Here is a 23,591-nt window from a genome sequence, read left to right on the forward strand (position 1 = left end):
GTCACCGTAGCGCCGAACTGACGACCCGTCAGCTCACGTGCGACGGGCCCGCCCGGCCCCGTACGCGTGAGGTGTCTGTGATGGCTGTCTCCCACGGCTGACGTATCCGCCATGAACAAGGCAAACTGGCGGGGTCGTCCTTGCCGGTCCGTCACCACGACGGCGCGCCGCCTGGACGACGACGGGAACCACATGAGAACCGGTGCGAGTGCGGCGGCAGGGGGCAGCGATGGACGGTGGAGCGCGGGTACCGGAGCAGCGGCGGCCCGCCGCGTCCGGCGACAGCCCGGACGCGGCGCCGTCCGCCTCCGACCTGCGCTTCAGCGTGCTCGGCCCGGTACGGGCATGGCGCAGCGGCGAACCGCTCGCGACCGGCTCGCCGCAACAGCGGGCGCTCCTCGCGACGCTCCTCCTGCGCGAGGGCCGCACCGCCACGGCCGGTGAACTGATCGACGCCGTGTGGGGCGAGGAGTCCCCGCAGCAGGCGCTCGCCGCGATCCGCACCTACGCGTCCCGGCTGCGCAAGGCCCTCGGCCCGGACATCCTCGTCAGCGAATCCGGCGGATACGCGATCCGCTCGCACTCCCCCGGCGCCCTCGACCTGGCCGCCGCCGAGGAGCTGTGGGCCGACGCGGAGAAGGCCCGGCACAACGGCGACCTGCGCCAGGCCCGCGCCCTCGCCAACAAGGCGCTGAACCTCTGGGACGGCGAACCCCTCGCCGGAGTCCCCGGACCGCACGCCGAGACCCAGCGCGCCCGCCTCGACGAATGGCGGCTCCAGCTCATCGAGGCCCGCCTCGACATGGACCTGGAACTGGGCTGCCACGCGGACGCCGTCTCCGAACTCACCGCGCTCACCGCCGCCCACCCCCTGCGCGAACGCCTGCGCGAACTGCTGATGCTGGCCCTCTACCGCTCCGGCCGCCAGGCGGAGGCCCTCGCCGTCTACGCGGACACGCGCCGCCTCCTCGCCGACGAACTCGGCGTCGACCCGCGCCCCGGCCTCTCCGAACTCCAGCAGCGCATCCTGCGCGCCGACCCGGCGCTCGCGGAGACGTCGGCGCCCGTCCCGGAACCGGCCTCCACACCCCTGCGCCCCGCGCAGCTGCCCGCCCGCGTCCCGGACTTCACCGGCCGCGCCTCCTTCGTCAAGGAGCTGAGCGAGGTCCTCGCCGCCGCCTCCTCGGACGACGGCACCGGCTCGGTCATGGCGGTCTCGGCGGTCGCGGGCATCGGCGGCGTCGGCAAGACGACCCTCGCCGTCCACGTCGCGCACGCGGCCCGGTCCTCGTTCCCCGACGGCCAGCTGTACGTGGACCTGCAAGGCGCGGGCGCGCGGGCCGCCGACCCCGAGACGGTCCTCGGCTCCTTCCTGCGCGCCCTCGGCACGGCCGACTCCGCGATCCCCGACACCCTCGAAGAACGCGCGGCCCTGTACCGCTCCACGCTCGACGGCCGCCGCGTCCTCGTCCTCCTGGACAACGCCCGCGACGCCGCCCAGGTCAGACCCCTGCTCCCCGGCACGGAAGGCTGCGCCGCGCTCATCACCGGCCGGGTCCGCATGGTCGACCTCGTCGGCGCCCACCTCGTCGACCTCGACGTCATGTCACCCGAGGAGGCGCTGCTCCTCTTCACCCGGATCGTCGGCGAGGAACGGGTCGCGGCAGAACGCGAGGCCGCGCTCGACGTGGTGGCGGCCTGCGGCTTCCTCCCCCTCGCCATCCGCATCGCCGCGTCCCGCCTCGCCTCCCGCCGCACCTGGACCGTGTCGGTCCTCGCGGCGAAGCTGGCGGACGAACGCCGCCGCCTCGACGAACTCCAGGCCGGCGACCTCGCGGTGAAGGCCACCTTCGAACTCGGCTACGGCCACCTCGAACCCGGCCAGGCCCGCGCCTTCTGCCTCCTCGGCCTCGCGGACGGCCCCGACATCTCGCTCGCCGCGGCCGCCGCCGTCCTCGACCTCGACCTGGAATCCACCGAGGACCTCCTCGAATCCCTGGTCGACACCTCCCTCCTGGAATCCGCCGCGCCCGGCCGCTACCGCTACCACGACCTGGTCCGGCTCTACGCGCGTGCGTGCGCCCAGCGGGACGAACTGCCGGTGGCGGAACGGGAGGCGGCGCTGTCGCGGCTCCTGGACTTCTATCTGGCGACCGCCGCGCGGATCTACGCCATCGAGCGGCCCGGCGACCGGCTCGTGGACCACCTGGAGCCGACCGAGCACGACGGGCTGCGCTTCGACGACGCCACGACCGCCCTCGACTGGCTCTACGCCGAGGGCGAGTCCCTGCTGGCCTGCGTCCGGCAGTCCGTGGGCACCAACCGCCTGCGGCGCGGCGTCGACCTGCTCTGGGCGGCCAAGGACCTGGCCGAGTCCGGCGCCAACTCCCGCCAGTACGAGGCCACGGCCGTCGCGGTGTGCGAGGCCACGCAGGCCGCGGGCGACCTCCGCGCCGAGGGCCGCGCCCGCACCACGCTCACCAACGTCCTGCTGGTCTCCGGCCGGATCCGGCAGGCCGCGGACGAGGCGCGGCTCGCCATGGAACGGGCCGCCGCCGCCGAGGACATCGCCGCGCACAGCTGGGTCGCCAACGACCGGGGGCTCATCGCCCTGCACCAGCACCAGTACCTGGACGGCAAGGTCTTCTTCGACCAGGCCATCCAGGGCTACACCACCGCGGGCAACCGTGCCGGCCAGGCGACGACCCTGTTCAACCTCTCCCGCGCCCACCTCGGCATGGGCAACGTGGCCAAGGCCGTCGACATCGCCCGGCACGGCCTCACCCTGCTCTCCGAACTCGGCAGGACCATGCGGCTCGCCAACGGGCACTACGCCCTCGGCATGGCGCTGACCAAGGCCGCCCGGCACGACGAGGCGCTCAGCCAGTTGCACGAGGCCGTGACCATCTTCGTGGACCACCGCCAGCGGCTCTGGGAGGGGACCACGCACTTCCGCATCGCCGAGGCGCACGTCGCCGCCCTGCGACCGGCCCAGGCGGCCCAGCACGCCGAACAGGCCCTGGCCATCGGGTGCATCGGCGGCGACCGGATGCGGGGCAACGTCCTGACGCTCCTCGGCCGCGCCCTCACCAGGCTCGGCCAGGTCGACCGGGCCCGCGCCTGCTGGCACGAGGCGCTCAAGCTGTACGAGGAGGTCGGCGCCCCCGAGGCCGTCGAGGTCCGCGCCCTGCTCAGGCCGGCCACGGCGGCCTGAGCGGCGTCCATCGCCCCACTTGGCGCAGGCGTTCAGCATTCGTTTATCGCGGCACGGCATTCTCATAGCCAACGGACCGTCGCGTCGGGGGGCAGACGGTCCACGGGGGAGCCGCGACGGCTAATCTGCGGCTCTGATCGCCCGCCCGGCGGTCCACGGGGGAACTTCCGGGCGGGCGTTTCACACCAGCTCTCGCCGTTGCGAAGGAGTATGAACGATGAGCGAGCAGAAGAACACGCAGGCCAGGCCGCTCGACAACCAGATGCCCGTCCCGCCCGCGGACGAGCCCATCGTCACGATGGACAACCAGATGCCGGCGCCGCCCGCCGACGACACCATCGTCACGATGGACAACCAGATGCCCGCGCCGCCGGTGGACCCGCGCCGCTGAACAAGCCTCATTCCCGACGGGGATCGGCCGCGGCGGCGCGGAGGGGGAGCCGCCGCGGCCGAGATATTCGCCGAGGGGGCCGAGCAGACGCTCGGCCCCCTTTCGCGTTGCCGGGCTGTGACAGAACCGCCCCCGAACCCCGTTTCGTGTAACAGCCATGTACGAGGGAACCGGCGGAGGGAACGGCCGCACGGCGCAGGCGGGTCCTAGAGGCAGCAAGGAACGCTCGTGCCGAGCGCCCCGAACCGACCGCAAGGGAAGACACCATGCGTGCTCAGAAGCTCACCCTCGCCGGCATCGCCCTCGTCGCGGGTCTCTCGCTCACCGCCTGCCAGAGCGACAGCAACGACGACAAGGCGACCGGCACGAACGACTCCGCGCCGTCCCAGGCAGCGTCCTCATCGACCTCGTCGTCGGCTTCCTCGTCGTCGGGGACGGGCAAGTCCGCCAACTCCCCCACCTCGAACAGCGCCGGCCCCGAAGACACCGGCACCGGCAGCGGCGGCGGCCGAATCACCACCGGCCCCTGCAAGACCGCCAACCTCTCCTTCCACACCGCCCACGGCATGGGCGAGGGTGACTTCACCGTCGCCATGAAGAACACCGGCGACGCCTGCACCCTCAAGGGCTTCCCCGGCGTGGACCTCAAGGCCGACAGCGGCCCGGGCGCCATCAGCGCCAAGCGCACCCGCCTCGCCGCCCCGCTCGTCACCCTGAAGACCGGCGAGGAGACCCGGTTCCACCTGCACTACCCGCGCAACGACACCGGCGGCTCCGGCGTCGACATCACCCAGCTCGTCGTCACCCCGCCGAACGAGACCCACTCCAAGACCCTGCCGGTCACCCTCAACCTCCCGGTCACCGACAGCCCCACGAACGCGGGCGTCACGGTGGACCCGGTCGGCACGGGCAAGCAGTAGCCGCCCCGCCGAACGTCCACCGCCCGGGCACCGCGACCCCGGCTACCCGAACACCTTCGCCTCCACCACCGGCAGCCCCTTCACCCACCAGTGGTCATAGCGCCGGTACGCGCCCTCGTCCCGCTCGGCGAGGAACGCACGCAGCCCCCGCGCCTCCTCCTCCAGCGCCTCCCACACCGGCCCCGGGAGCGGCCGGAACGCGCTCACCTCAAGGCCCGACCCGTCCGGCGCCGTCCGCCAGACCCCGGCCACGTACCCGTCGACCAGGACCGTCGGCAGCACATCCCCGTTCACCCGGGTCACGAGCTTGCGGTACTCGGGAGGGAGGACCCGGTCCCGGTCCGCGTAGGCGAGGAGGACGCTGTCCCACATCGGGAGCAAGCGCGGCGGCGCCGCCACCTCCTCCGACGGGCGGACACCCCCGGGCACGTCGTAGAGCACGCTCCCACCCGGGCCCGGCAGCTCCTCCAGGTCGTCGCCGAGCGCCGCCCGTACCCGCCCCTTCTGCACGAGCCCGAACTGCGCCATGTCCGCGACGGTCGCCGGGCCGAACCCCTCCAGGTACCGGCGGACCAGCACCCGCATCCCCTCCGCCACCGCCTCCGGGTCCCGCAGTCCGGGGTGGTGCGCCGCGCCCGCCGCCACGTACCGCTGCCCGGCCCCGGACACGTACGACCACGGCACCCCCGCGACCGGCACGTGCCACAGCGGCGCGTACTGCCGCAGCATCCGCCACGCCGTCGGCGACACCGCCCCCTCGATGCCGGTGCGTTCCCGCAGCCACTCCCCCAGCTCCCGCGCGTCGCCCGCCGCTTCCGCCCGCCGCACCAACTCCGGCAGCAACGCGTCGGCGTCCGACTCCGTGAGCCCGGACGCCTTGAACCGTGGGTCCCGCAGCCGCGCACCCCGTACCGTCGGCTCCACCGCCGCGCGGAACGCCGCGTAGTCCTCGACGTGCACCGCGTGCAGCGTGATCCGCATCAGCGTCGACTTCACCACCCGGAAGGCGGCCAGCGTCTCGTCCAGCTCCGCCGGGCGGAACCCCGCCACCCGGTTCCACAGCGCCACATACGGCGAAGCGGGCTGCTGCGCTTGCAACGCGACAACCCGCCGTACCGCGTCCTCGACGCCGAGCGGCTGCCGCCGAAGCAGCAACTGCCGTGCGAGAGTGGACCTGTTGAGGGCGCGCTCAGTGATCGCTGTCGGTGTCGCTGTCATGCCGGGCATTCTCCGCCACGGCACTGACAGCGGCCCCGGCTCACTTCAACTGCCGGGCCACCTCGGTCGCCCAGTACGTCAGGATCATGTTCGCGCCCGCGCGCTTGATCCCGGTCAGCGACTCCATGATCGCCCGGTCGCGCTCGATCCAGCCGCGCTGCGCCGCCGCCTCGATCATCGCGTACTCGCCGCTGATCTGGTACGCGGCGACCGGCACGTCCACCTCGTCGGCGACCCGCGCGAGGATGTCGAGGTAGGGACCGGCCGGCTTGACCATGACCATGTCGGCGCCCTCCTCCAGGTCGAGCGCCAGCTCGCGCAGGGACTCGCGGGTGTTGGCCGGGTCCTGCTGGTACGTCTTGCGGTCGCCCTTGAGCGAGGAGCCGACGGCCTCGCGGAACGGGCCGTAGAACGCCGAGGAGTACTTCGCCGTGTACGCGAGGATCGCCACGTCCTCGCGGCCGATCTGGTCCAGGGCGTCGCGGATGACGCCGATCTGGCCGTCCATCATCCCGGACGGGCCGACGACGTGGGCGCCCGCGTCCGCCTGGACCTGCGCCATCTCGGCGTACCGCTCCAGGGTCGCGTCGTTGTCGACCCGGCCCTGCTCGTCGAGGACGCCGCAGTGCCCGTGGTCGGTGAACTCGTCCAGGCACAGGTCGGACATGACGATCAGGTCGTCCCCGACCTCGGCCCGTACGTCCCGAAGGCCCTGCTGGAGGATGCCGTCCGGGTCGGTGCCGACCGTGCCCGCGCCGTCCTTCTTCTCCTCCAGGGGCACGCCGAAGAGCATGATCCCGGAGATGCCCGCCTCGACCGCCTCGGCCGCGGCCTTCTTCAGGGAGTCCCGCGTGTGCTGGTACACGCCGGGCATGGAGCCGATCTCCACCGGCGCGTCGATCCCCTCGCGCACGAACGCGGGGAGGATGAGGTCGGCCGGATGCAGCCGCGTCTCGGCGACCATGCGCCGCATGGCGGGAGTCGTCCGCAGCCGCCGGGGCCGCGCACCGGGGAAAGAGCCGTACCGAGTCACTGGACTGTCACCTCGTCGTACCTACGTGTGCCTGGATCAAATGAACAGGGCGGGTACCCGGCTCGCACCGGGTACCCGCCCCCACTTCTACTCCTACGGGGCCGCGCGCCTGCGCCGCGACCCGGGCCGCCGCTCGCTCGGCCGCGTCACCGGGTCACCGGCCTCGATGGCCGCGTCCCGGCGCCGGGCGCCGAAGTCGGCGAGCGCGGCGGCCAGCTTGAGCACCGACGGCTCGGGGGCCATCACGTCGACCCGCAGGCCGTGCTCCTCGGCGGTCTTGGCGGTGGCCGGGCCGATGCAGGCGATCACCGTCACGTTGTGCGGCTTGCCCGCGATGCCGACCAGGTTCCGGACCGTCGACGACGAGGTGAAGAGCACCGCGTCGAAGCCGCCGCCCTTGATCGCCTCGCGCGTCTCGGCCGGCGGGGGCGAGGCCCGTACGGTCCGGTAGGCCGTGACGTCGTCGACCTCCCAGCCCAGCTCGATCAACCCGGCGACCAGCGTCTCCGTGGCGATGTCCGCGCGCGGCAGGAACACCCGGTCGATCGGGTCGAAGACGGGGTCGTAGGGCGGCCAGTCCTCCAGGAGCCCGGCGGCCGACTGCTCGCCGCTCGGCACCAGGTCCGGCTTGACGCCGAACGCGATGAGCGCGTTCGCCGTCTGCTCGCCGACCGCCGCGACCTTGATCCCGGCGAAGGCGCGCGCGTCGAGCCCGTACTCCTCGAACTTCTCGCGCACCGCCTTGACCGCGTTGACCGAGGTGAAGGCGATCCACTCGTAGCGGCCCGTGACCAGGCCCTTGACCGCGCGCTCCATCTGCTGCGGGGTGCGCGGCGGCTCGACGGCGATCGTCGGGACCTCGTGCGGCACCGCGCCGTACGACCTGAGCTGGTCGGAGAGCGAGGCCGCCTGCTCCTTGGTGCGCGGGACGAGGACCTTCCAGCCGAACAGCGGCTTGGACTCGAACCACGACAACTGGTCGCGCTGGGCGGCGGCGGACCGCTCACCGACCACGGCTATCACCGGCCGGCCGCCCTCGGGCGAGGGCAGCACCTTGGCCTGCTTGAACGTCTGCGCGATGGTGCCGAGCGTCGCGGTCCAGGTCTTCTGGCGCGTCGTCGTGCCCGCGATCGTCACGGTCAGCGGGGTGTCGGGCTTGCGGCCCGCCGCGACCAGCTCACCGGCTGCGGCCGCCACCGAGTCGAGCGTCGTGGAGACGACGAGCGTGCCGTCGGACGCGCCGACCTCGCTCCAGCAGCGCTCGGAGGCGGTGGCGGCGTCGACGAAGCGGACGTCGGCGCCCTGCGCGTCGCGCAGCGGGACACCGGCGTACGCGGCCACGCCGACGGCCGCCGCGATACCGGGCACGACCTCGAAGTCGATGCCCGCGGAGGCGCAGGCGAGCATCTCCTCGGCCGCGTACGTGTCGAGCCCCGGGTCACCGGAGACCGCACGGACGACCCGCTTGCCGCTGCCCGCGGCCTCCATGACAAGATTGGCCCAGTCCCTCAGAGCCGGGACCACGACGGCAGTTGACGCCCCGTCAGCAGCCGTGCGCCCCGGCGTGCCCGCGTCGAGCACGGTCACGCCCGCCCTGGCGTGCGTGCGCACGACGTCGAGCACTTCGGGCTCGGCGATCAGCACATCCGCCCGGGCCAGGGCCTCCACGGCCCGCAGTGTCAGCAGTCCTGGGTCACCGGGACCGGCACCCAGGAAGGTGACGTGCCCAGGTGCGCAGGCGGTCGATTCAACGGTGGTGGGGCTCAAAGTGCTCGCTCCCCCATCAGACCGGCCGCACCCTTGGCCAGCATCTCGGCGGCGAGTTCCCGCCCGAGCGCCAGCGCCTCGTCCTCCGACGAGGGCACGGGACCGGTGGTGGACGTCTGCACCAGCTCGGAGCCGTCGGTGGTCCCGACGACGCCGCGCAGGCGCATTTCGGTGGCAATCTGCCCGTCCCCCAACAAGTCGGCGAGCGCACCCACGGGGGCGCTGCAACCGGCTTCCAGGGCGGCGAGCAGGGCTCGCTCGGCCGTGACGGCGAACCGGGTGACCGGGTCGTCGAGCTCGGCGAGCGTGGCGGCGAGCGCACTGTTGCTGGTGGTGCACTCGACTGCCAGTGCCCCCTGACCGGGGGCGGGCAGGACGGTGTCGGTCGACAGGAAGTCCGTGACCTCCGCGGCGCGACCTATGCGGTTGAGCCCGGCGGCCGCCAGGACGACGGCGTCGAGCTCCCCCTTCTCGACGTAGCCGATGCGGGTGTCGATGTTCCCGCGGATCGGCACGGTCTCGATGGAGAGTCCGTGGCTGCGGGCGTACGCGTTGAGCTGCGCCATGCGGCGCGGGGAGCCGGTGCCGACGCGGGCCCCGGCCGGCAGGTCGGCGAACTTCAGCCCGTCCCGCGCGACCAGCACGTCCCGCGGGTCCTCGCGCACCGGCAGCGCGGCGAGCGTGAGCTCCTCGGGCTGCGTCGTCGGGAGGTCCTTGAGCGAGTGCACGGCGAAGTCGATGTCGCCGCGCACCAGCGCGTCCCGCAGGGCGGTGACGAAGACACCGGTCCCGCCGATCTGCGCCAGGTGCTCACGGGAGGTGTCCCCGTACGTGGTGATCTCCACCAGCTCGACCTCACGGCCGGTGAGCTGGCGTACGGCTTCGGCGACATGCCCGGACTGGGACATGGCCAGCTTGCTGCGCCTGGTCCCCAGCCTCAGTGCTTTGTCGGCGGCGGTCATGCCGGGCCTCGATTCTTGCCTACCGTGCCGCTGGCGGATTCACGGTCTCGGGGGATGGCCCGGGAGACGGCGGCGACCGTCTCCTGGTCCAGGTCGAACAGGGTCCGCAGCGCGTCCGCGTACCCGGCACCGCCGGGCTCGGCAGCGAGCTGCTTGACCCGTACGGTCGGCGCGTGCAGCAGTTTGTCCACCACGCGCCGGACGGTCTGGGTGATCTCCGCACGCTGCTTCTCGTCCAGGCCGGGCAGCCGGCCGTCGAGGCGCGCGATCTCGCTGGTGACGACGGACGCGGCCATGGTGCGCAGCGCCACGACGGTCGGCGTGATGTGCGCGGCCCGCTGGGCGGCGCCGAACGCGGCGACCTCGTCGGCGACGATTCCGCGCACCTGGTCCACGTCGGCGGCCATCGGCGCGTCGGCGGAGGCGTCCGCGAGCGATTCGATGTCGACGAGGCGGACCCCGTCGATGCGGTGCGCGACCGCGTCGATGTCACGCGGCATCGCCAGGTCGAGCAGGGCGAGCGCGACGCGCTGCACCGGCTCGGGCTGCCGCTCGCGCCGTATCTCCGGCACCCGGCCCGCCGCCGCGAGGGCGGCGATGGTGGCGGCCTCGGAGGGCCGCACCCGCTCACCCGGCGCGTTGTCGACCCAGGCGCCGTGCTGCTCCAGCTCGGCGGCGTCGAACCCGGCGACGGCGGCCTCGCCCTCGACCGAGAACCCTCCGCGTACGGGCGCGCTCGGGTCGACGGGGCAGCCCTCGGCCGGTGTCTTGGCGCCGGTCGCCGCAGCCTGCTGCGGCACGTCGCCGCCGGCGGTCGGGGTGCGGCCCGCGACGGCGGCGCGCACGACGTCGGCGGTCAGGACGAGCCCCGTCGCGCCGGTGCAGGAGATGGCCACGTCGGCACGTGTCAGTTCGTCCGCCACGGCGTCCATGGCGACGGCACGGGCGGCGGTACCGCCCTCGCCGAGGATTTCCACGAGGCGCTCGGCGCGCTCCATGGTGCGGTTGGCGACGACGACCTCGGCCACCCCGGCGCGCGCGAGCGTCGCCGCGGCCAGCGAGGACATCGAGCCCGCGCCGATCACCAGCGCGCGCTTGCCCTGCGCCCAGGCGGCCACCGGCTCCTTCTGCGCGAGCTGTTCGAGCCCGAAGGTGACGAGCGACTGACCGGCCCGGTCGATCCCGGTCTCGGAGTGCGCCCGCTTGCCGACCCGCAGCGCCTGCTGGAACAGGTCGTTGAGGAGCTTGCCCGCGGAGTGCAGGTCCTGCGCCTTGGCGAGCGTGTCCTTGATCTGGCCGAGGATCTGGCCCTCGCCGACGACCATCGAGTCGAGCCCGCACGCCACCGAGAACAGGTGGTGCACCGCCCGGTCCTCGTAGTGCACATAGAGATAAGGAGTGAGCTCTTCCAGGCCCACGCCGCTGTGCTGCGCGAGCAGCGTCGACAGCTCGGCGACACCGGCGTGGAACTTGTCCACGTCCGCGTACAGCTCGATGCGGTTGCAGGTCGACAGGAGCGCCGCCTCGGCCGCCGGTTCGGCGGCGAGCGTGTCCTGGACCAGCTTGGCCTGGGCGTCGGCGGTCAGCGCGGCCCGCTCCAGGATGGAGACCGGGGCGCTGCGGTGGCTCAGCCCCACGACGAGGAGACTCATGCCGGCATCACGGCGGGCACGTCCCCGTCGGGTCCCTTGCGCTCGACGGCGGTGGCGGGCTTGGTCACCTTGGCGGCCGGGCCCTCGACGCCCACGGCGCCCTCGGCGGTCTCCAGGGCGCTCTCGCCCGCCTTGCGCTGCTCGTGGAAGGCGAGGATCTGCAGCTCGATGGAGAGGTCGACCTTGCGGACGTCGACGCCGTCCGGCACGGACAGGACGGTCGGCGCGAAGTTCAGGATGGAGGTGACACCGGCGGCGACGAGCCGGTCGCAGACCTGCTGGGCCGCGCCCGCCGGGGTCGCGATGACACCGATGGACACGCCGTTGTCGTCGATGATCTTCTCGAGGTCGTCGGCGTGCTGCACCGGCATCCCGGCGACGGTCTTGCCCGTCATCGCCGGATCGGCGTCTATCAGGGCCGCCACGCGGAACCCGCGCGAGGCGAACCCGCCGTAGTTGGCGAGGGCCGCGCCGAGGTTGCCGATACCGACCATCACGATCGGCCAGTCCTGCGTCAGGCCCAGCTCGCGGGAGATCTGGTAGACGAGGTACTCGACGTCGTAGCCCACACCACGGGTCCCGTACGAGCCGAGGTAGGAGAAGTCCTTGCGGAGCTTGGCGGAGTTGACCCCCGCCGCGGCCGCCAGCTCCTCGGAGGAGACCGTGGGCACCGAGCGCTCCGACAGCGCGGTCAGGGCTCGGAGGTACAGCGGGAGACGGGCGACGGTGGCCTCGGGAATTCCTCGGCTACGGGTCGCCGGTCGGTGAGTTCGGCCAGTTGCCACGGTGCTCCTGCGGGTAGAGCGGGGCTGCGGGCGGCTCGAAGTTCCTGGACCGCCCCGTCGAATGCAGGCTATGTCTTTGTGAACGCGTGCACAAAGATGGTGTCCGATTTGCCCGGCCAACGTGACCGGGGTCACGCGCCGCAGGGAAGCTTTCATGGAACCGGCGCGCAGGTAGCCTCGTTGCATACCTGTGGGGGGCAAAACCGGACACCTTCCTTCAGATCCACGCCCCCCGACACCAAACCGCCCCCGATCCTAAGCGACTTTGGGGATTAGTTGGACTCGTCGGTCAGTGACGTACGCGACCGCGGGCGCGCCCCGTGCGCGGACGGCTACCGCGTGAGCGCACGCCGCAGCCGCTCCTCCTGCACGCGCCAGAAATCGTGCTGCGCCCCGTCGACCAGTACGACCGGGATCTGCTCCCAGTACCTGCGGTACAGCTCCTCGTCCTCGGTGATGTCCTTCATCTCCCACGTGGCACCGACCTCCGCGCAGACCTTCTCGATCACCGCCTGTGCGTCATCACACAGATGGCACCCGGGCTTGCGGATCAGCGTGACGACACGCTCCTGCGGATTCTTCTTCTCACCGCGGCGAAAAATGGGACTCATACCGGCCATTCTGACCCCGCACTCCGCTCTCGTACGACGCCAGGATTTCGCGGAGCGACAGCTTCCCGAAATCCTCTCGACCCCGGAAGCACCGAACACAATGGCTATGCTCGCGCCATGTCCCGCCCGTCGCCCGACCGCCGCCCCGGCAGGAGGCACGCCGTGCCGCTGATTGGATTCGGATGGCTCACACCTCGTAGGCGCCCCGCGACCGCGCGCAGTGTCCTCGCGGGCGAGGCGTCGGCGGAGGCCGCCCGCAAGACGTCCCAGGAGATCGAGGAACAGGCGCCGCCCGCGGAGGGCGCGGAAGGACAGGAACCGGAATTCCCGGTCTTCGGCGACGACAAGGCCGCCGCCTTCTTCGACCTGGACAACACCGTGATGCAGGGCGCCGCGATCTTCCATTTCGGCCGCGGCCTCTACAAGCGGAAGTTCTTCGAGCGCCGCGAACTGACCCGCTTCGCCTGGCAGCAGGCGTGGTTCCGGATCGCCGGCGTCGAGGACCCCGAGCACATGCAGGACGTCCGCGAGAGCGCCCTGTCCATCGTCAAGGGCCACCGCGTCGCCGAGCTCCAGTCCATCGGCGAGGAGATCTACGACGAGTACATGGCCGAGCGCATCTGGCCCGGCACCCGCGCCCTCGCCCAGGCCCACCTCGACGCGGGCCAGAAGGTGTGGCTCGTCACCGCCGCGCCCGTGGAGATCGCCACGGTCATCGCCCGGCGCCTCGGCCTGACCGGCGCGCTCGGCACCGTCGCCGAGTCCATCGGCGGCGTCTACACCGGCAAGCTCGTCGGCGAACCGCTGCACGGCCCCGCCAAGGCCGAGGCCGTCCGCGCGCTCGCCTCCGCCGAGGGCCTGGAGCTCGACCGCTGCGCCGCCTACAGCGACTCGCACAACGACATCCCGATGCTCTCGCTCGTCGGGCATCCGTATGCGATCAATCCTGACGCGAAACTGCGCAAGTACGCCCGCGAGCGGGAGTGGCGGCTGCGGGACTACCGCACGGGCCGCAAGGCCGCGAAGGTCGGCATCCCGGCCGCGGCGGGCGTGGGCGCGGTCGCGGGCGGCACGGCCGCGGCGATCGCCATCCACCGGCGCCGGCACTGACCTCCCGGCGCTTGCCCGGCGCCGCGACGCGCCGACGGAGGGTCTTACCCGTGTCCGGTCCCCGGCAGTCCCGTTGATACCACTCGGCCACAAGGCGTCACCGGGATAGCCGCAACATGACCTGATGCGATCAGCAAACGGTCACTCTCTGGTGCTCGAACCATCGCCGATCGACTACAGAAGTGACGTAATCGATGATTTGAGCAACTCGGTGTAGCGCTCCCTGCACGAAGCGTTATTCTCCTCAGACGCATTCCGGTACCCACACGTCAGCACGACGAGTGAACGGTCCCGCACTGCACGTGATGGAAGCTCTGCCTCTGGGAGTCCCGTGTTTCAACACGTCGGGGTTGACGCCTCGGGCCTGGCTACGCTGCGCGCAACGGTCATCGACCGCTTGCGCGGCTTCGTCCCCACCGCGTACGCCGTCCCCGCCCTCGCCGTCGCCGTACCGGCCGGCCCGTGCTTCGCCATGGCCGATTCCGGTGCCGCCACCGTCGGCAGACGGACCCGGTCCGGAGCCGCCGGCGCATCCGGCGCCGCCGGCACGTCGACGGCGTCCGCCCCGCGCCGTCCCGCCGCGGACAGCGACAGCGCCCGCATGATGGAGCTGGTCGAGCGCGCCCAGTCCGGCGAGGCCGACGCCTTCGGCCGCCTCTACGACCAGTACAGCGACACCGTCTACCGCTACATCTACTACCGCGTCGGCGGGAAGGCGACGGCCGAGGACCTCACCAGCGAGACCTTTCTGCGCGCCCTGCGCCGCATCGGCACCTTCACCTGGCAGGGCCGCGACTTCGGCGCCTGGCTGGTCACGATCGCGCGCAACCTGGTCGCCGACCACTTCAAGTCGAGCCGCTTCCGCCTCGAAGTGACCACCGGCGAGATGCTCGACGCGAACGAGGTGGAGCGTTCCCCCGAGGACTCCGTCCTCGAGTCCCTCTCCAACGCGGCCCTGCTCGACGCCGTACGACGACTCAACCCCCAGCAGCAGGAGTGCGTCACGCTCCGCTTCCTCCAAGGTCTCTCCGTCGCCGAGACCGCCCGCGTGATGGGCAAGAACGAGGGCGCGATCAAGACCCTCCAGTACCGGGCCGTGCGCACCCTCGCCCGGCTCCTCCCGGACGACGCCCGCTGACCGGTGTCCGCCCCGGCGCCCCGCGCCCTCCTCACCGTCCGCGATTCTCAACTCACCTGCTGTGAGGGCGAGATGAGATCGTGGTCGGATCATCTTTCGTCCGTAACCCAAGTGCCGCGCCGCTCGTTGAGCGGGATGCAGGCTCCCTGTGGTCACTCCTGGACCGGCTCCGCTCACTCGTTCGTGTGCAAACCGGCAGGGCGTGCAACCCTCAGGACCCCTTGGGGAGTCGACCACGTGGGAGTCGACCGTCATGACGAGAGGAGGTGCCGCCAGTGATCGCGAACGTATCGGCACACCGGCGGGCGAACGCCTTCGCCCAGGCCCTGGAGGACCAGTCCGACCTGGACCCGGCGGCGCAGCAGCCGGAAGAACCGGAAGCTCGAGCGAGCGACCAGTCCGATCGGACCGAACAGGGCAGGCTCCTGTCCCTGGCCTCCGGCCTCGGCGAACTGCCCAGGCCGAGATTGGACCCCGAGGTCAAAGTGGAGCAGCGGGCGCAGCTCGTCGCCGCCATGGAGGCCATGCTCCAGGAGGGCACCGTGGGCCCCCCGGTGCCCGAGCAGCGGACCCGGGCCAAGGGAGCGCACCGGGCGAGCCCCCTGCGCAAGCTGCGGCCCCGCACCCGCCTGACCAAGGGCCTCGCCGCCGGCGGACTCACGGTCGGCGTGGCCGCCGGTGCCTTCGGCGGGGTGGCGGCGGCCAGTTCCAACGCCCTTCCCGGTGACAACCTCTACGGCCTCAAGCGCGGCATGGAGGACTTCAAGCTCGGCCTCGCCGACAGCGACTCCGACCGCGGCACGCTCTACCTCGACCAGGCGTCGACGCGGCTCAGCGAGGCACGGCGCCTCATGGAGCGCGACCGCGGCGGCCCCCTCGACCACGAGTCGATCGGCGAGGTCCGCCGCGCGCTCTCCGGGATGCGCTACGACGCGTCCGAGGCTCACCGGCTGCTCAGCGCCGCCTACAAGCGGGACGGCTCCCTCGGCCCGATCCAGGCGCTGAACGCGTTCACGGAGTCCCACCGGCGCAGTTGGCAGGCGCTCAGCGACCGGCTCCCGGTCCAGCTCGGCGATGTGCGGGACGAGGTCAGCTCGGTCTTCGACGCCATAGACCAGGAGGTCGACCCGCTGCGGGCGCTGCTGCCCAAGACGCCCGTCCGCGACGGTTCCCCGAGCACCGGCCGCGACAGGACGACGGCACCGGGCACGTCCGGCACCCACCGGGCCACCCCGTCCGGCCCGGCGCACCAGGACCACCGGGGCCCGAGCTCCACCCCGCCGAAGCCGTCCAGCTCCGGCAGCGGTGCGAGCAAGGACAAGGAGGGCCTCCTCGGCGAGACCACCGGCGGCCTCCTCGACCCGCCGAAGGACGAGACGAGCGCGCCCCCCTCGGACGACGGCAAGGTCGACACCCCGCACGTCCCCAAGCCGGATGTGACACTGCCGCCGCTGCTCCCCGGCCTCCTGCCCGGCCTGGGCCTCCACGGCGAGGACGCCGACCAGCGATAACCGGCACGTGACAGGGCCCGGGGTGCGTGCACCCCGGGCCCTGTCACGTGCCACCGGGCCCTGTCGCGTACCGCCTAGAAGAACACCGACCTGCGCTGCACAAGGAGCTTGTACAGCGTGTGCTGGATCTGTTCGCGGACCTGGTCGGTCAGGTTGAACATCAGCATCGGGTCCTCCGCCGCCTCCGGCGGGTACCCGTCCGTCGGGATCGGCTCCCCGAACTGGATGGTCCACTTCGTCGGCAGCGGCACCGCCCCCAGCGGCCCGAGCCAGGGGAACGTCGGCGTGATCGGGAAGTACGGGAAGCCGAGCACCCGCGCCAACGTCTTCGCGTTGCCGAGCATCGGGTAGATCTCCTCGGCCCCGACGATCGAGCACGGCACGATCGGCGTCCCGGCGCGCAGCGCGGTCGACACGAACCCGCCCCGCCCGAACCGCTGCAGTTTGTACCGCTCGCTGAACGGCTTGCCTATCCCCTTGAACCCCTCGGGCATCACCCCGACCAGCTCACCGCTCTCCAGGAGCCGCTGCGCGTCCTCCGCGCAGGCCAGGGTGTGCCCGGCCTTGCGCGCCAGCTCGTTGACGACCGGCAGCATGAACACCAGGTCCGCCGCGAGGAGCCGCAGATGGCGCCCTGCCGGATGGTGGTCGTGCACGGCGACCTGCATCATCAGGCCGTCCAGGGGCAGCGTCCCGGAGTGGTTGGAGACGATCAGCGCCCCGCCCTCGGCCGGGATGTTCTCCACGCCCTTCACCTCGACGCGGAAGTACTTCTCCGCGACCGGCCGCAGCAGCGACATCAGGACGTGGTCGGTGAGCTCCTTGTCGTAGCCGAACTCGTCGATCTCGTAGTCCCCGGTGAGCCGCCGCCGCAGGAACGCGAGCCCGCCCGCGACCCGCCGCTCCCAGCCCCCGCGCTCCTCCGCCTCCGGCGCGTCCGACGGCGGCGGAGGCACCGGCTCCGAGCGCTGCACCGGCAGCGGTTTGATCTCGTGCACGTCCCCGGCCCCCGCCGGGTCGCTGTCGCGCCGGCTCCTGCGCCGCCCGGCGTGCTTCCCGCCGGCGCCCCGCGACCTGTCGTCGTCGAACCGAATGACCTTGGCGTCCGCCATCGTGTCCGCGCTCCTCAGTTGGCGCTCTGCGTCGGGGGGTGGCTCGGTGTGCGGCCGCCGCCGAGGAACGGCAGCGACGCGATCCTGTCGACGGCTCCCGCCACCGCTCTCGGCGGCAGCAGCCCGGGGCCCCGGCCGCGGACGAAGTCCTCGAAGGTCTCCGCAGTCGAGTACAGGGGCCGGAAGCCGAGCGTGTCCTTCATCTGCGCCGTCGACACCATCCGCCCGTGGGTGAGCAGCCTGATCTGCTCGGGGGAGAAATCCGTCGCACCCAGCGTACGCAGCGCGCCGCCGACCCAGGTCACCGCGGGCAGCAGCACCGGGACGGTCGGCCGGCCGAGCCGCCGCGAGCACTGCGAGAGCAGCAGCACGCCGTCGCCCGCGATGTTGAAGGTCCCGCTGTTGATGGTGCCGCGCTCGGGTTCGCGCGAGGCGAGCCGCAGCACCTCGATCACATCGTCCTCGTGCACGAACTGCAGCCGCGGGTCGTAGCCGAACACGGTCGGCAGGACCGGCAGCGAGAAGTACTCGGCGAGCGGTGAATCGGCGGTCGGCCCGAGGATGTTGGCGAACCGCAGCACGCACACGGCGACGTCGGGCCGGCGCCGGGCGAACCCGCGCACATACCCCTCGACCTCGACGGTGTCCTTGGCGAAGCCGCCGCTCGGCAGCGACTTCGGCGGTGTCGTCTCGGTGAAGACGGCCGGGTCGCGCGGCGCGGACCCGTACACGTTCGTACTGGACTTCACCACGAGCCGCTTCACGCTCGGCGCCTTCTGGCAGGCGCCGAGGAGCTGCATCGTGCCGATGACGTTGGTCTCCTTGACCGAGCCGCGACCGCCGCTGGCGAGCGGCGTCCCGGTGACGTCCATGTGCACGACCGTGTCGACGGAGTGCTCGGCGAGCACCCGCGCGATCGTCGGCTGCCGGATGTCGGCCCGGAGGAAGTCCGCGCCGCCCAGATGGTGCGCGGGCGGCACCGCGTCCACGCCGATGACCCGGTCCACTTCGGGGTCCCGCTGGATGCGCCGTACGAAACGGCCGCCCAACTGCCGGGCCACCCCGGTCACGAGCACGACCTTGCCCAAGATCAGCGCCTACCTTCCGTCCCCAGCCCCGTCGCGCCCCGCATTCGACGTACCCGTGTCGCAGCTCACGTTAGCGCTTCGCCGTCGCACTGTGATGACCACCCGATGCAGGAAGTGACGACAGCCACAGGCGCCCGTACGGCCCTGTGCCTGCTCCGCGCGGTCCCGCCCCTACGAGTGCCTGTAAGAACTTGTCCGAAACGCACGCGGAACACCCCGTGAACGCGCTGTGGCCCTCCCACCGGAACGAATCCGGCGGGAGGGCCACAGACCGCGCTGTCGGCGCAGCGGTCGCCTACTTCTTGTTGCGACGCTGCACACGCGTACGCTTCAGCAGCTTGCGGTGCTTCTTCTTCGCCATCCGCTTGCGCCGCTTCTTGATAACAGAGCCCACGACTACCCTCGCTCACTTCTCGGACAACCCCCGCGGTGCGGGGACAATCACTCGGTGCGGGGCTGCATTGGGGCCCACACGACCTACGGAGGGCCAGCCTACCCCGCCCGGGCGCCGAGCTAGAAATCGAGGGGTCGCTCAGCCGGGCTCAGCCGGTCTCCACCCCCACGTAGGACTCGCGGAGGTACTCGTGAACCGCTTGCTCGGGGACGCGGAAGGACCGCCCCACCCGGATCGCGGGCAGATGACCGCTGTGCACCAGCCGGTACACGGTCATCTTGGACACTCGCATGACCGAGGCGACTTCCGCCACGGTCAGGAACTGCACCTCGTTCAGAGGCCTACCTTCACCAGCAGCCATGACACACCTGAACCTTCCGCACTCGACGGCCACCGGCTTCCCCTTCCGGTGACTCAACGTCGTTGCGTGCTCACTCCCCAGACTAGGGGCGTGTGGTGCGAGTGGGGAAGAGGAGCAGCGATCGGCCGCCTACTGTGACAGACACGCTCGATTGAGTACATAGCGAGTAAGCGGTCGGTAGTAATCAGACCGCACAGCGTCATCAAGCGGAACGACGACGGACACTCGCCCCTCCGCCTCACCGACGAACAGCGCGGGATCATCGGTATCGGCCAGGCCGATGGCATCGAACCCCAACTGACCTGCACCGCAGACCCATCCGTGGTCCCCGATGACAAGGTCCGGCAGGGGCCATCCGGCCTCCGCGCACCCCGCCAGGGCGGTGCGAACCGGGAGGGGGGAGTGCGTGTGCGCGCCGGGCTCGGCGCCGGGGGCGCCTGCGCCGGGTTCGCGCACCAACGCGACTCCTCGTACGTAGTCAAGGTTGTACGTACGTAGTCCGAACCGGGTCGTTATGTCGACACTCTGACCCTGCGCCGGGGTGAGGACAGGGCATCCGAGCGCCGACAGCGCGTCCGCGAGCGCGGCGTAGAAGCCGAGCAGACGGTGCGGGTGCCCGGTCCCGAAGAGTACCGGGGAACGCTCGTGGGCGGCCCTGCCGAGCCGGTCCCCGAACGCGTCGAGCGCCGCCAGGGTCAGCTCCGGATCGATGACGTCACAGCCCGAGGTGTGCCCGGGATCGTCCGAGACGCCGCACTTGTCGGCCATGAGCGCCAGCAAGTCCCGCTGCCCCCAGGCCCATTCGGGATCGAGCCCGAGCAGCACCCGCGGGTCGCGCGCCTCGAAGAGGCGGTAACTCCGCAGGCTCGCCTCGCGGGAGGTCGCCACAGGCCCGGCAAGGCGAGCCGCCAACAGGTGCGCACGCAGGGCGCCGGTGCTCAACACGTGCCCGATGCTGGCGCATCGACCGGCCGGGCACCTCCGAAAAGCCCCGAACACCCCACAGTCGGAGTAACCCGGACCCAAAGTCCCGTGCGTGAGCGTCCCTGTTGGCTATGGGTCGGCTAGGGCAGCAGCCCCCGGAGCGGGAACGCCGCCTTCCGCGTCGCCAGGATCGCCTGGTCGAGCCGGTCGGCCGGGTCGTACCCCGCCTCCCACGCCCGGTGCTCGACGGGCCAGCGCCCGTCCGTCATCCGCCCCGGCGCCAACTGCCGCGTCCGCGCGTACACTTCCTGCCGCCAGCCCTCCGGGGTCAGCGTCTCCGGGGCGATCTCCCGCCCGGCCGCGACGGCCACCAGATGCGTCCAGGAGCGCGGCACGACGTCCACGACCGCGTACCCGCCCCCGCCGAGCGCCACCCAGCGCCCCTCCGCGAACGTGTGCGCCAGCTCGTGGCAGGCGACCTGCACGGCGCGCTGCGCGTCGAGCGAGACCGCGAGATGGGCGAGCGGGTCCTCGAAGTGCGTGTCGGCCCCGTGCTGCGTCACCAGGACCTGCGGCCGGAACTCCGCGAGCAGCTCGGGCACGACGGCGTGGAAGGCCCGCAGCCATCCCCCGTCCCCGGTCCCGGCCGGCAGCGCCACATTGACCGCCGTCCCCTCGGCGGCACCGTCCGCCCCGGTCTCCTCGGGCCACCCGGTCTGCGGGAACAGCGTCCGGGGGTGCTCGTGCAGGGAGACGGTGAGGACGCGCGGGTCCTCCCAGAACGCGGCCTGCACACCGTCCCCGTGGTGCACGTCCACGTCCACGTACGCGACCCGCTCGACGCCCAGTTCGAGGAGCCGGGCGATGGCCAGCGCGGCGTCGTTGTACACGCAGAACCCGGACGCGGCGCCCGGCATGGCGTGGTGCAGCCCCCCGGCGAAGTTCACGGCGTGCAGGGCCTCCCCCCGCCACACGGCCTCGGCGGCCCCCACGGACTGCCCGGCGATCAGCGAGGACACCTCGTGCATCCCGGCGAACGCCGGATCGTCCGCGGTCCCGAGCCCGTACGCCTGGTCCGCCGCGTCCGGATCGGCGGAGGCGGCCTTGACCGCGTCCACGTAGTCCTGGCGGTGCACGAGCCGCAGCGTCGACTCACCCGCCCGCTTCGCCGCGACCACCTCCACGTCCCGGTCGAGCCCGAAGGCACCGACGAGACGCCGGGTCAGGTCGAGCCGGACGGGGTCCATCGGATGTCCCGGCCCGAAGTCATACCCCGTCACCGCCGGGTCCCACATCAACTGCGCGCGGCCGCTCATGCCTGCCACCGTATCGGTCCGCCCCCGATCCGAACGAAGGGGCGTACACGAGCGTCACGAGCACCAGCGCCATCGGTACGAGCATGGCCCAGCGATAGCTCCACGCGTCACCCAGCGCCCCCACAAGCGGCGAACCGATCAAAAAGCCTACGTAGTTGAAGATATTGAGCCGCGCGATGGCCGCGTCCGAGGCACCCGGGAACATGCGCCCCGCCGCGGCGAAGGTCTGCGGCACGATGACACACAGCCCGAGCCCGAGCAGCGTGAACCCGCCCATCCCCACCCACGCCCCGGGCGCCACAGCCACCACACCGAACCCGGCGGCCGCGACGACCGTTCCCATCCGCACCACGGCCACGGCCCCGAACCGCCGCACCCCGAGATCGCCCACGGCCCGCCCCACGAGGGTCATCACCATGTACACGTTGTAGGGGACCGTCGACAGTTGCTCGGAGCTCCCCAGCACGTCCTGCAAATACTTCGCACTCCAGTTGGAGACGGTCGAGTCCCCGATGTACGCGAAGGTCATCACCAGGCACAACGGCAGCAGCATCTTGAAGACGAGCCCACCGGCCTGCTCCCGCACGGCCTCCTCGACAGCCCGCGCGTCGGCGTCGACGTACCACCGGCTCCCCACGAACAAGGCGGGCACGAACACCACGACGACCGGCAGATACAGCACGAACAGCGACAGATCCCAGTGCGCCCCGACCCAGGCCAGCGAAGCGCCAACGATCCCGCCCAGGCTGTAGGCGGCGTGGAAGCCGAGCATGATGCTGCGCCCGTACGCGCGCTGGAGACTGACCCCGAGCATGTTCATGGACGCGTCGAGCGCCCCCACGGCCAGCCCGAACGCCGCGAGCGCGACAGCCACTTCCCACAGGGCGTCCCCGGCGCCCACACCGAGCAGCGCCAGGAGCGCGACGGGCTGCGACCACCGCAGCACCCGGCTCGGCCGCACCCGCTTCACCAACTGCTCGGTGCCCACGCTGCCGGCCCCGGCCAGGATCGGCACGGCGGCCAGGAACACCGGGAGCAGCCCGTCGGAGATCCCGTACTGGTCCTGGAGCGCGGGAATCCGCGTCACAAGCAGCGCGAAGGCCGCCCCCTGCGCGAAGAAGCTGAACCCGAGCGCCTGCCGCCCTCGGCGCATCGCGCCGGTTATGCCACTCATGCCCTCTGTGCCGCCCGTGCCATCGGTCATGGCGGCACAGCGTAAGCGCTGGGCGTACTGGTGGGTAGATGGATCACCGGGTCAATCGGCTCAGTCCCCGGAGGCCAGAAGGCCGGGCAACGCGCGCATGTCGTCGAAGAGTTCCCGCGCCCCGCCGAGCCGCTCGGCCGGCGTCATGGCGGTGAACCCGTACACATCCATCCCGGCGGCGACGGCGGCCTGCACACCGAGCGGACTGTCCTCGACGACCAGGCACTTCCCGGGCGCCACGCCCATGCGCTCGGCGGCATACAGGAAGAGATCCGGCGCCGGCTTCCCCCGCCCCACGTCCTGCGAGCTGAAGATGCGCTCGTCGCCGAAGAACGCGTCGAGCCCGGTCGTCCGATGCCCGACACGAATCCGCTCATGACTCCCGGAGGACGCCACGCAATACGGAACCCCGTCGGCGTTCAGCTTCTCCAGTACGTCGAAGACACCGGGCACGGGCTTGAGCTCCCGCTCGAACGCGGCGAAGACCCGCCCGTGAAACACGTCATCGAAGTCGGCGGGCAGCCGCTGTCCCGTCCTCTCGGCAATGACGTCGTGTACGCGATGCATGGCGGCGCCCATGTAGTCGCGCAAGGAGTCCTCGTACGAGGTCGGGTGCCCGAGCTCGGTGAGATAAGCGGCGAGAAGGGTGTTGGAGATCGGCTCGCTGTCGACGAGGACACCGTCATTGTCGAAGATGACGAGTTCATAGCGCATATACGGAACTCTACGATCGCCCTGAAACGCAGAAAAGCCCCGTGCCGAATGGCACGGGGCTTTTCCTTAACAAATAGTTCGGCGGCGTCCTACTCTCCCACAGGGTCCCCCCTGCAGTACCATCGGCGCTGTAAGGCTTAGCTTCCGGGTTCGGAATGTAACCGGG

The 23,591-nt window shown here is 71.7% G+C and carries 21 protein-coding genes and 1 rRNA gene; 6 read left to right on the top strand and 16 right to left on the bottom strand.

Annotated elements, in window-relative coordinates; all coding sequences use genetic code 11:
* Positions 1 to 229: 229 nt before the first annotated feature.
* The 3 genes from ABZ877_RS33325 to ABZ877_RS33335 all read left to right on the top strand — a co-directional run bounded on the left by ABZ877_RS33325 (position 230) and on the right by ABZ877_RS33335 (position 4,525).
* Complete coding sequence (locus tag ABZ877_RS33325; RefSeq protein WP_361079089.1) at positions 230 to 3,214, top strand: BTAD domain-containing putative transcriptional regulator; 2,985 nt, start codon at positions 230 to 232, stop codon at positions 3,212 to 3,214.
* 217 nt (positions 3,215 to 3,431) lie between these two features.
* Positions 3,432 to 3,605, top strand: coding sequence for a hypothetical protein (locus tag ABZ877_RS33330; protein WP_361079091.1), 174 nt, complete (start codon positions 3,432 to 3,434; stop codon positions 3,603 to 3,605).
* A 266-nt stretch (positions 3,606 to 3,871) separates the two neighbouring features.
* On the top strand, positions 3,872 to 4,525 hold the full coding sequence (locus ABZ877_RS33335; RefSeq protein ID WP_361079094.1) for a DUF4232 domain-containing protein: 654 nt from the start codon (positions 3,872 to 3,874) through the stop codon (positions 4,523 to 4,525).
* A gap of 42 nt (positions 4,526 to 4,567) precedes the next feature.
* Here ABZ877_RS33335 and ABZ877_RS33340 read toward each other — a convergent pair whose 3' ends face one another.
* From ABZ877_RS33340 to ABZ877_RS33370, 7 genes are all read right to left on the bottom strand, one after another.
* Positions 4,568 to 5,743 (bottom strand): winged helix DNA-binding domain-containing protein, encoded by a 1,176-nt coding sequence (locus tag ABZ877_RS33340; protein WP_361079097.1) that lies wholly within the window; start codon positions 5,741 to 5,743, stop codon positions 4,568 to 4,570.
* Between the two features lie 40 nt (positions 5,744 to 5,783).
* Positions 5,784 to 6,776: a porphobilinogen synthase gene (gene hemB / locus ABZ877_RS33345; RefSeq protein ID WP_361079100.1), complete on the bottom strand. Its 993-nt coding sequence runs from the start codon at positions 6,774 to 6,776 to the stop codon at positions 5,784 to 5,786.
* A 93-nt stretch (positions 6,777 to 6,869) separates the two neighbouring features.
* Positions 6,870 to 8,543: a uroporphyrinogen-III synthase gene (locus tag ABZ877_RS33350; protein ID WP_361079103.1), complete on the bottom strand. Its 1,674-nt coding sequence runs from the start codon at positions 8,541 to 8,543 to the stop codon at positions 6,870 to 6,872.
* Entirely contained in the window at positions 8,540 to 9,505 is a 966-nt protein-coding gene (gene hemC / locus ABZ877_RS33355; RefSeq protein WP_361079106.1) for a hydroxymethylbilane synthase, read from the bottom strand. Before hemC ends, ABZ877_RS33350 begins: the two co-directional genes overlap by 4 nt.
* Positions 9,502 to 11,157 (bottom strand): glutamyl-tRNA reductase, encoded by a 1,656-nt coding sequence (locus ABZ877_RS33360; RefSeq protein ID WP_361079109.1) that lies wholly within the window; start codon positions 11,155 to 11,157, stop codon positions 9,502 to 9,504. The genes hemC and ABZ877_RS33360 overlap by 4 nt, the downstream gene beginning before the upstream one ends.
* The gene (locus ABZ877_RS33365) at positions 11,154 to 11,942 is read right to left on the bottom strand and encodes a redox-sensing transcriptional repressor Rex (RefSeq protein WP_361079112.1); all 789 of its coding nucleotides are present in this window, start codon (positions 11,940 to 11,942) and stop codon (positions 11,154 to 11,156) included. The genes ABZ877_RS33360 and ABZ877_RS33365 overlap by 4 nt, the downstream gene beginning before the upstream one ends.
* Positions 11,943 to 12,274: 332 nt before the next feature.
* Entirely contained in the window at positions 12,275 to 12,553 is a 279-nt protein-coding gene (locus tag ABZ877_RS33370) for a glutaredoxin family protein (protein ID WP_361079114.1), read from the bottom strand.
* Positions 12,554 to 12,721: 168 nt separating this feature from the next.
* Here ABZ877_RS33370 and ABZ877_RS33375 point away from each other — a divergent pair, with 168 nt between their 5' ends.
* The 3 genes from ABZ877_RS33375 (at position 12,722) to ABZ877_RS33385 (ending at position 16,312) form a co-directional block, all read left to right on the top strand.
* Positions 12,722 to 13,663, top strand: coding sequence for an HAD-IB family hydrolase (locus ABZ877_RS33375; RefSeq protein ID WP_361079150.1), 942 nt, complete (start codon positions 12,722 to 12,724; stop codon positions 13,661 to 13,663).
* 331 nt (positions 13,664 to 13,994) lie between these two features.
* Positions 13,995 to 14,801 (top strand): ECF subfamily RNA polymerase sigma factor, BldN family, encoded by an 807-nt coding sequence (locus ABZ877_RS33380; RefSeq protein WP_361079117.1) that lies wholly within the window; start codon positions 13,995 to 13,997, stop codon positions 14,799 to 14,801.
* Positions 14,802 to 15,076: 275 nt separating this feature from the next.
* Positions 15,077 to 16,312, top strand: a complete 1,236-nt coding sequence (locus ABZ877_RS33385; RefSeq protein WP_361079119.1) for a DUF5667 domain-containing protein — start codon at positions 15,077 to 15,079, stop codon at positions 16,310 to 16,312.
* Between the two features lie 74 nt (positions 16,313 to 16,386).
* On the opposite strand, the gene ABZ877_RS33390 is transcribed toward ABZ877_RS33385, so the two are convergent.
* From ABZ877_RS33390 to rrf, 9 genes are all read right to left on the bottom strand, one after another.
* Positions 16,387 to 17,424, bottom strand: a complete 1,038-nt coding sequence (locus ABZ877_RS33390; RefSeq protein WP_361079121.1) for a lysophospholipid acyltransferase family protein — start codon at positions 17,422 to 17,424, stop codon at positions 16,387 to 16,389.
* A 14-nt stretch (positions 17,425 to 17,438) separates the two neighbouring features.
* Complete coding sequence (locus ABZ877_RS33395; RefSeq protein ID WP_361079123.1) at positions 17,439 to 18,512, bottom strand: NAD-dependent epimerase/dehydratase family protein; 1,074 nt, start codon at positions 18,510 to 18,512, stop codon at positions 17,439 to 17,441.
* Between the two features lie 295 nt (positions 18,513 to 18,807).
* Complete coding sequence (locus ABZ877_RS33400; protein ID WP_003948845.1) at positions 18,808 to 18,906, bottom strand: AURKAIP1/COX24 domain-containing protein; 99 nt, start codon at positions 18,904 to 18,906, stop codon at positions 18,808 to 18,810.
* A 148-nt stretch (positions 18,907 to 19,054) separates the two neighbouring features.
* Positions 19,055 to 19,267: a helix-turn-helix domain-containing protein gene (locus ABZ877_RS33405; RefSeq protein ID WP_361079125.1), complete on the bottom strand. Its 213-nt coding sequence runs from the start codon at positions 19,265 to 19,267 to the stop codon at positions 19,055 to 19,057.
* Between the two features lie 129 nt (positions 19,268 to 19,396).
* A complete protein-coding gene (locus tag ABZ877_RS33410) occupies positions 19,397 to 20,212 on the bottom strand; it encodes a phosphatase (RefSeq protein WP_361079127.1) in 816 nt (271 codons plus the stop codon).
* 119 nt (positions 20,213 to 20,331) lie between these two features.
* A complete protein-coding gene (locus ABZ877_RS33415; protein WP_361079130.1) occupies positions 20,332 to 21,507 on the bottom strand; it encodes an acetoin utilization protein AcuC in 1,176 nt (391 codons plus the stop codon).
* Positions 21,458 to 22,672, bottom strand: a complete 1,215-nt coding sequence (locus ABZ877_RS33420; protein WP_361079153.1) for an MFS transporter — start codon at positions 22,670 to 22,672, stop codon at positions 21,458 to 21,460. The genes ABZ877_RS33415 and ABZ877_RS33420 overlap by 50 nt, the downstream gene beginning before the upstream one ends.
* Positions 22,673 to 22,771: 99 nt before the next feature.
* On the bottom strand, positions 22,772 to 23,425 hold the full coding sequence (locus tag ABZ877_RS33425; RefSeq protein WP_361079133.1) for an HAD family hydrolase: 654 nt from the start codon (positions 23,423 to 23,425) through the stop codon (positions 22,772 to 22,774).
* 76 nt (positions 23,426 to 23,501) lie between these two features.
* A 5S ribosomal RNA gene (gene rrf, locus ABZ877_RS33430) occupies positions 23,502 to 23,591 on the bottom strand; the annotation flags it as partial.

Origin of the sequence: Streptomyces sp. NPDC046939, assembly GCF_040644575.1 — a bacterium.
In the GTDB taxonomy this organism is placed as follows: domain Bacteria; phylum Actinomycetota; class Actinomycetes; order Streptomycetales; family Streptomycetaceae; genus Streptomyces.

What these genes read in the sequence shown, in the direction of transcription:
- ABZ877_RS33325 (WP_361079089.1), top strand. Translation starts at nt 230, where the DNA reads ATGGACGGTGGAGCGCGGGTACCGGAGCAGCGGCGGCCCGCCGCGTCC.
- ABZ877_RS33330 (WP_361079091.1), top strand. Translation starts at nt 3,432, where the DNA reads ATGAGCGAGCAGAAGAACACGCAGGCCAGGCCGCTCGACAACCAGATG.
- ABZ877_RS33335 (WP_361079094.1), top strand. Translation starts at nt 3,872, where the DNA reads ATGCGTGCTCAGAAGCTCACCCTCGCCGGCATCGCCCTCGTCGCGGGT.
- ABZ877_RS33340 (WP_361079097.1), bottom strand. Translation starts at nt 5,743, where the DNA reads ATGACAGCGACACCGACAGCGATCACTGAGCGCGCCCTCAACAGGTCC.
- hemC (WP_361079106.1), bottom strand. Translation starts at nt 9,505, where the DNA reads ATGACCGCCGCCGACAAAGCACTGAGGCTGGGGACCAGGCGCAGCAAG.
- ABZ877_RS33360 (WP_361079109.1), bottom strand. Translation starts at nt 11,157, where the DNA reads ATGAGTCTCCTCGTCGTGGGGCTGAGCCACCGCAGCGCCCCGGTCTCC.
- ABZ877_RS33370 (WP_361079114.1), bottom strand. Translation starts at nt 12,553, where the DNA reads ATGAGTCCCATTTTTCGCCGCGGTGAGAAGAAGAATCCGCAGGAGCGT.
- ABZ877_RS33390 (WP_361079121.1), bottom strand. Translation starts at nt 17,424, where the DNA reads ATGGCGGACGCCAAGGTCATTCGGTTCGACGACGACAGGTCGCGGGGC.
- ABZ877_RS33405 (WP_361079125.1), bottom strand. Translation starts at nt 19,267, where the DNA reads ATGGCTGCTGGTGAAGGTAGGCCTCTGAACGAGGTGCAGTTCCTGACC.
- ABZ877_RS33415 (WP_361079130.1), bottom strand. Translation starts at nt 21,507, where the DNA reads ATGAGCGGCCGCGCGCAGTTGATGTGGGACCCGGCGGTGACGGGGTAT.
- ABZ877_RS33425 (WP_361079133.1), bottom strand. Translation starts at nt 23,425, where the DNA reads ATGCGCTATGAACTCGTCATCTTCGACAATGACGGTGTCCTCGTCGAC.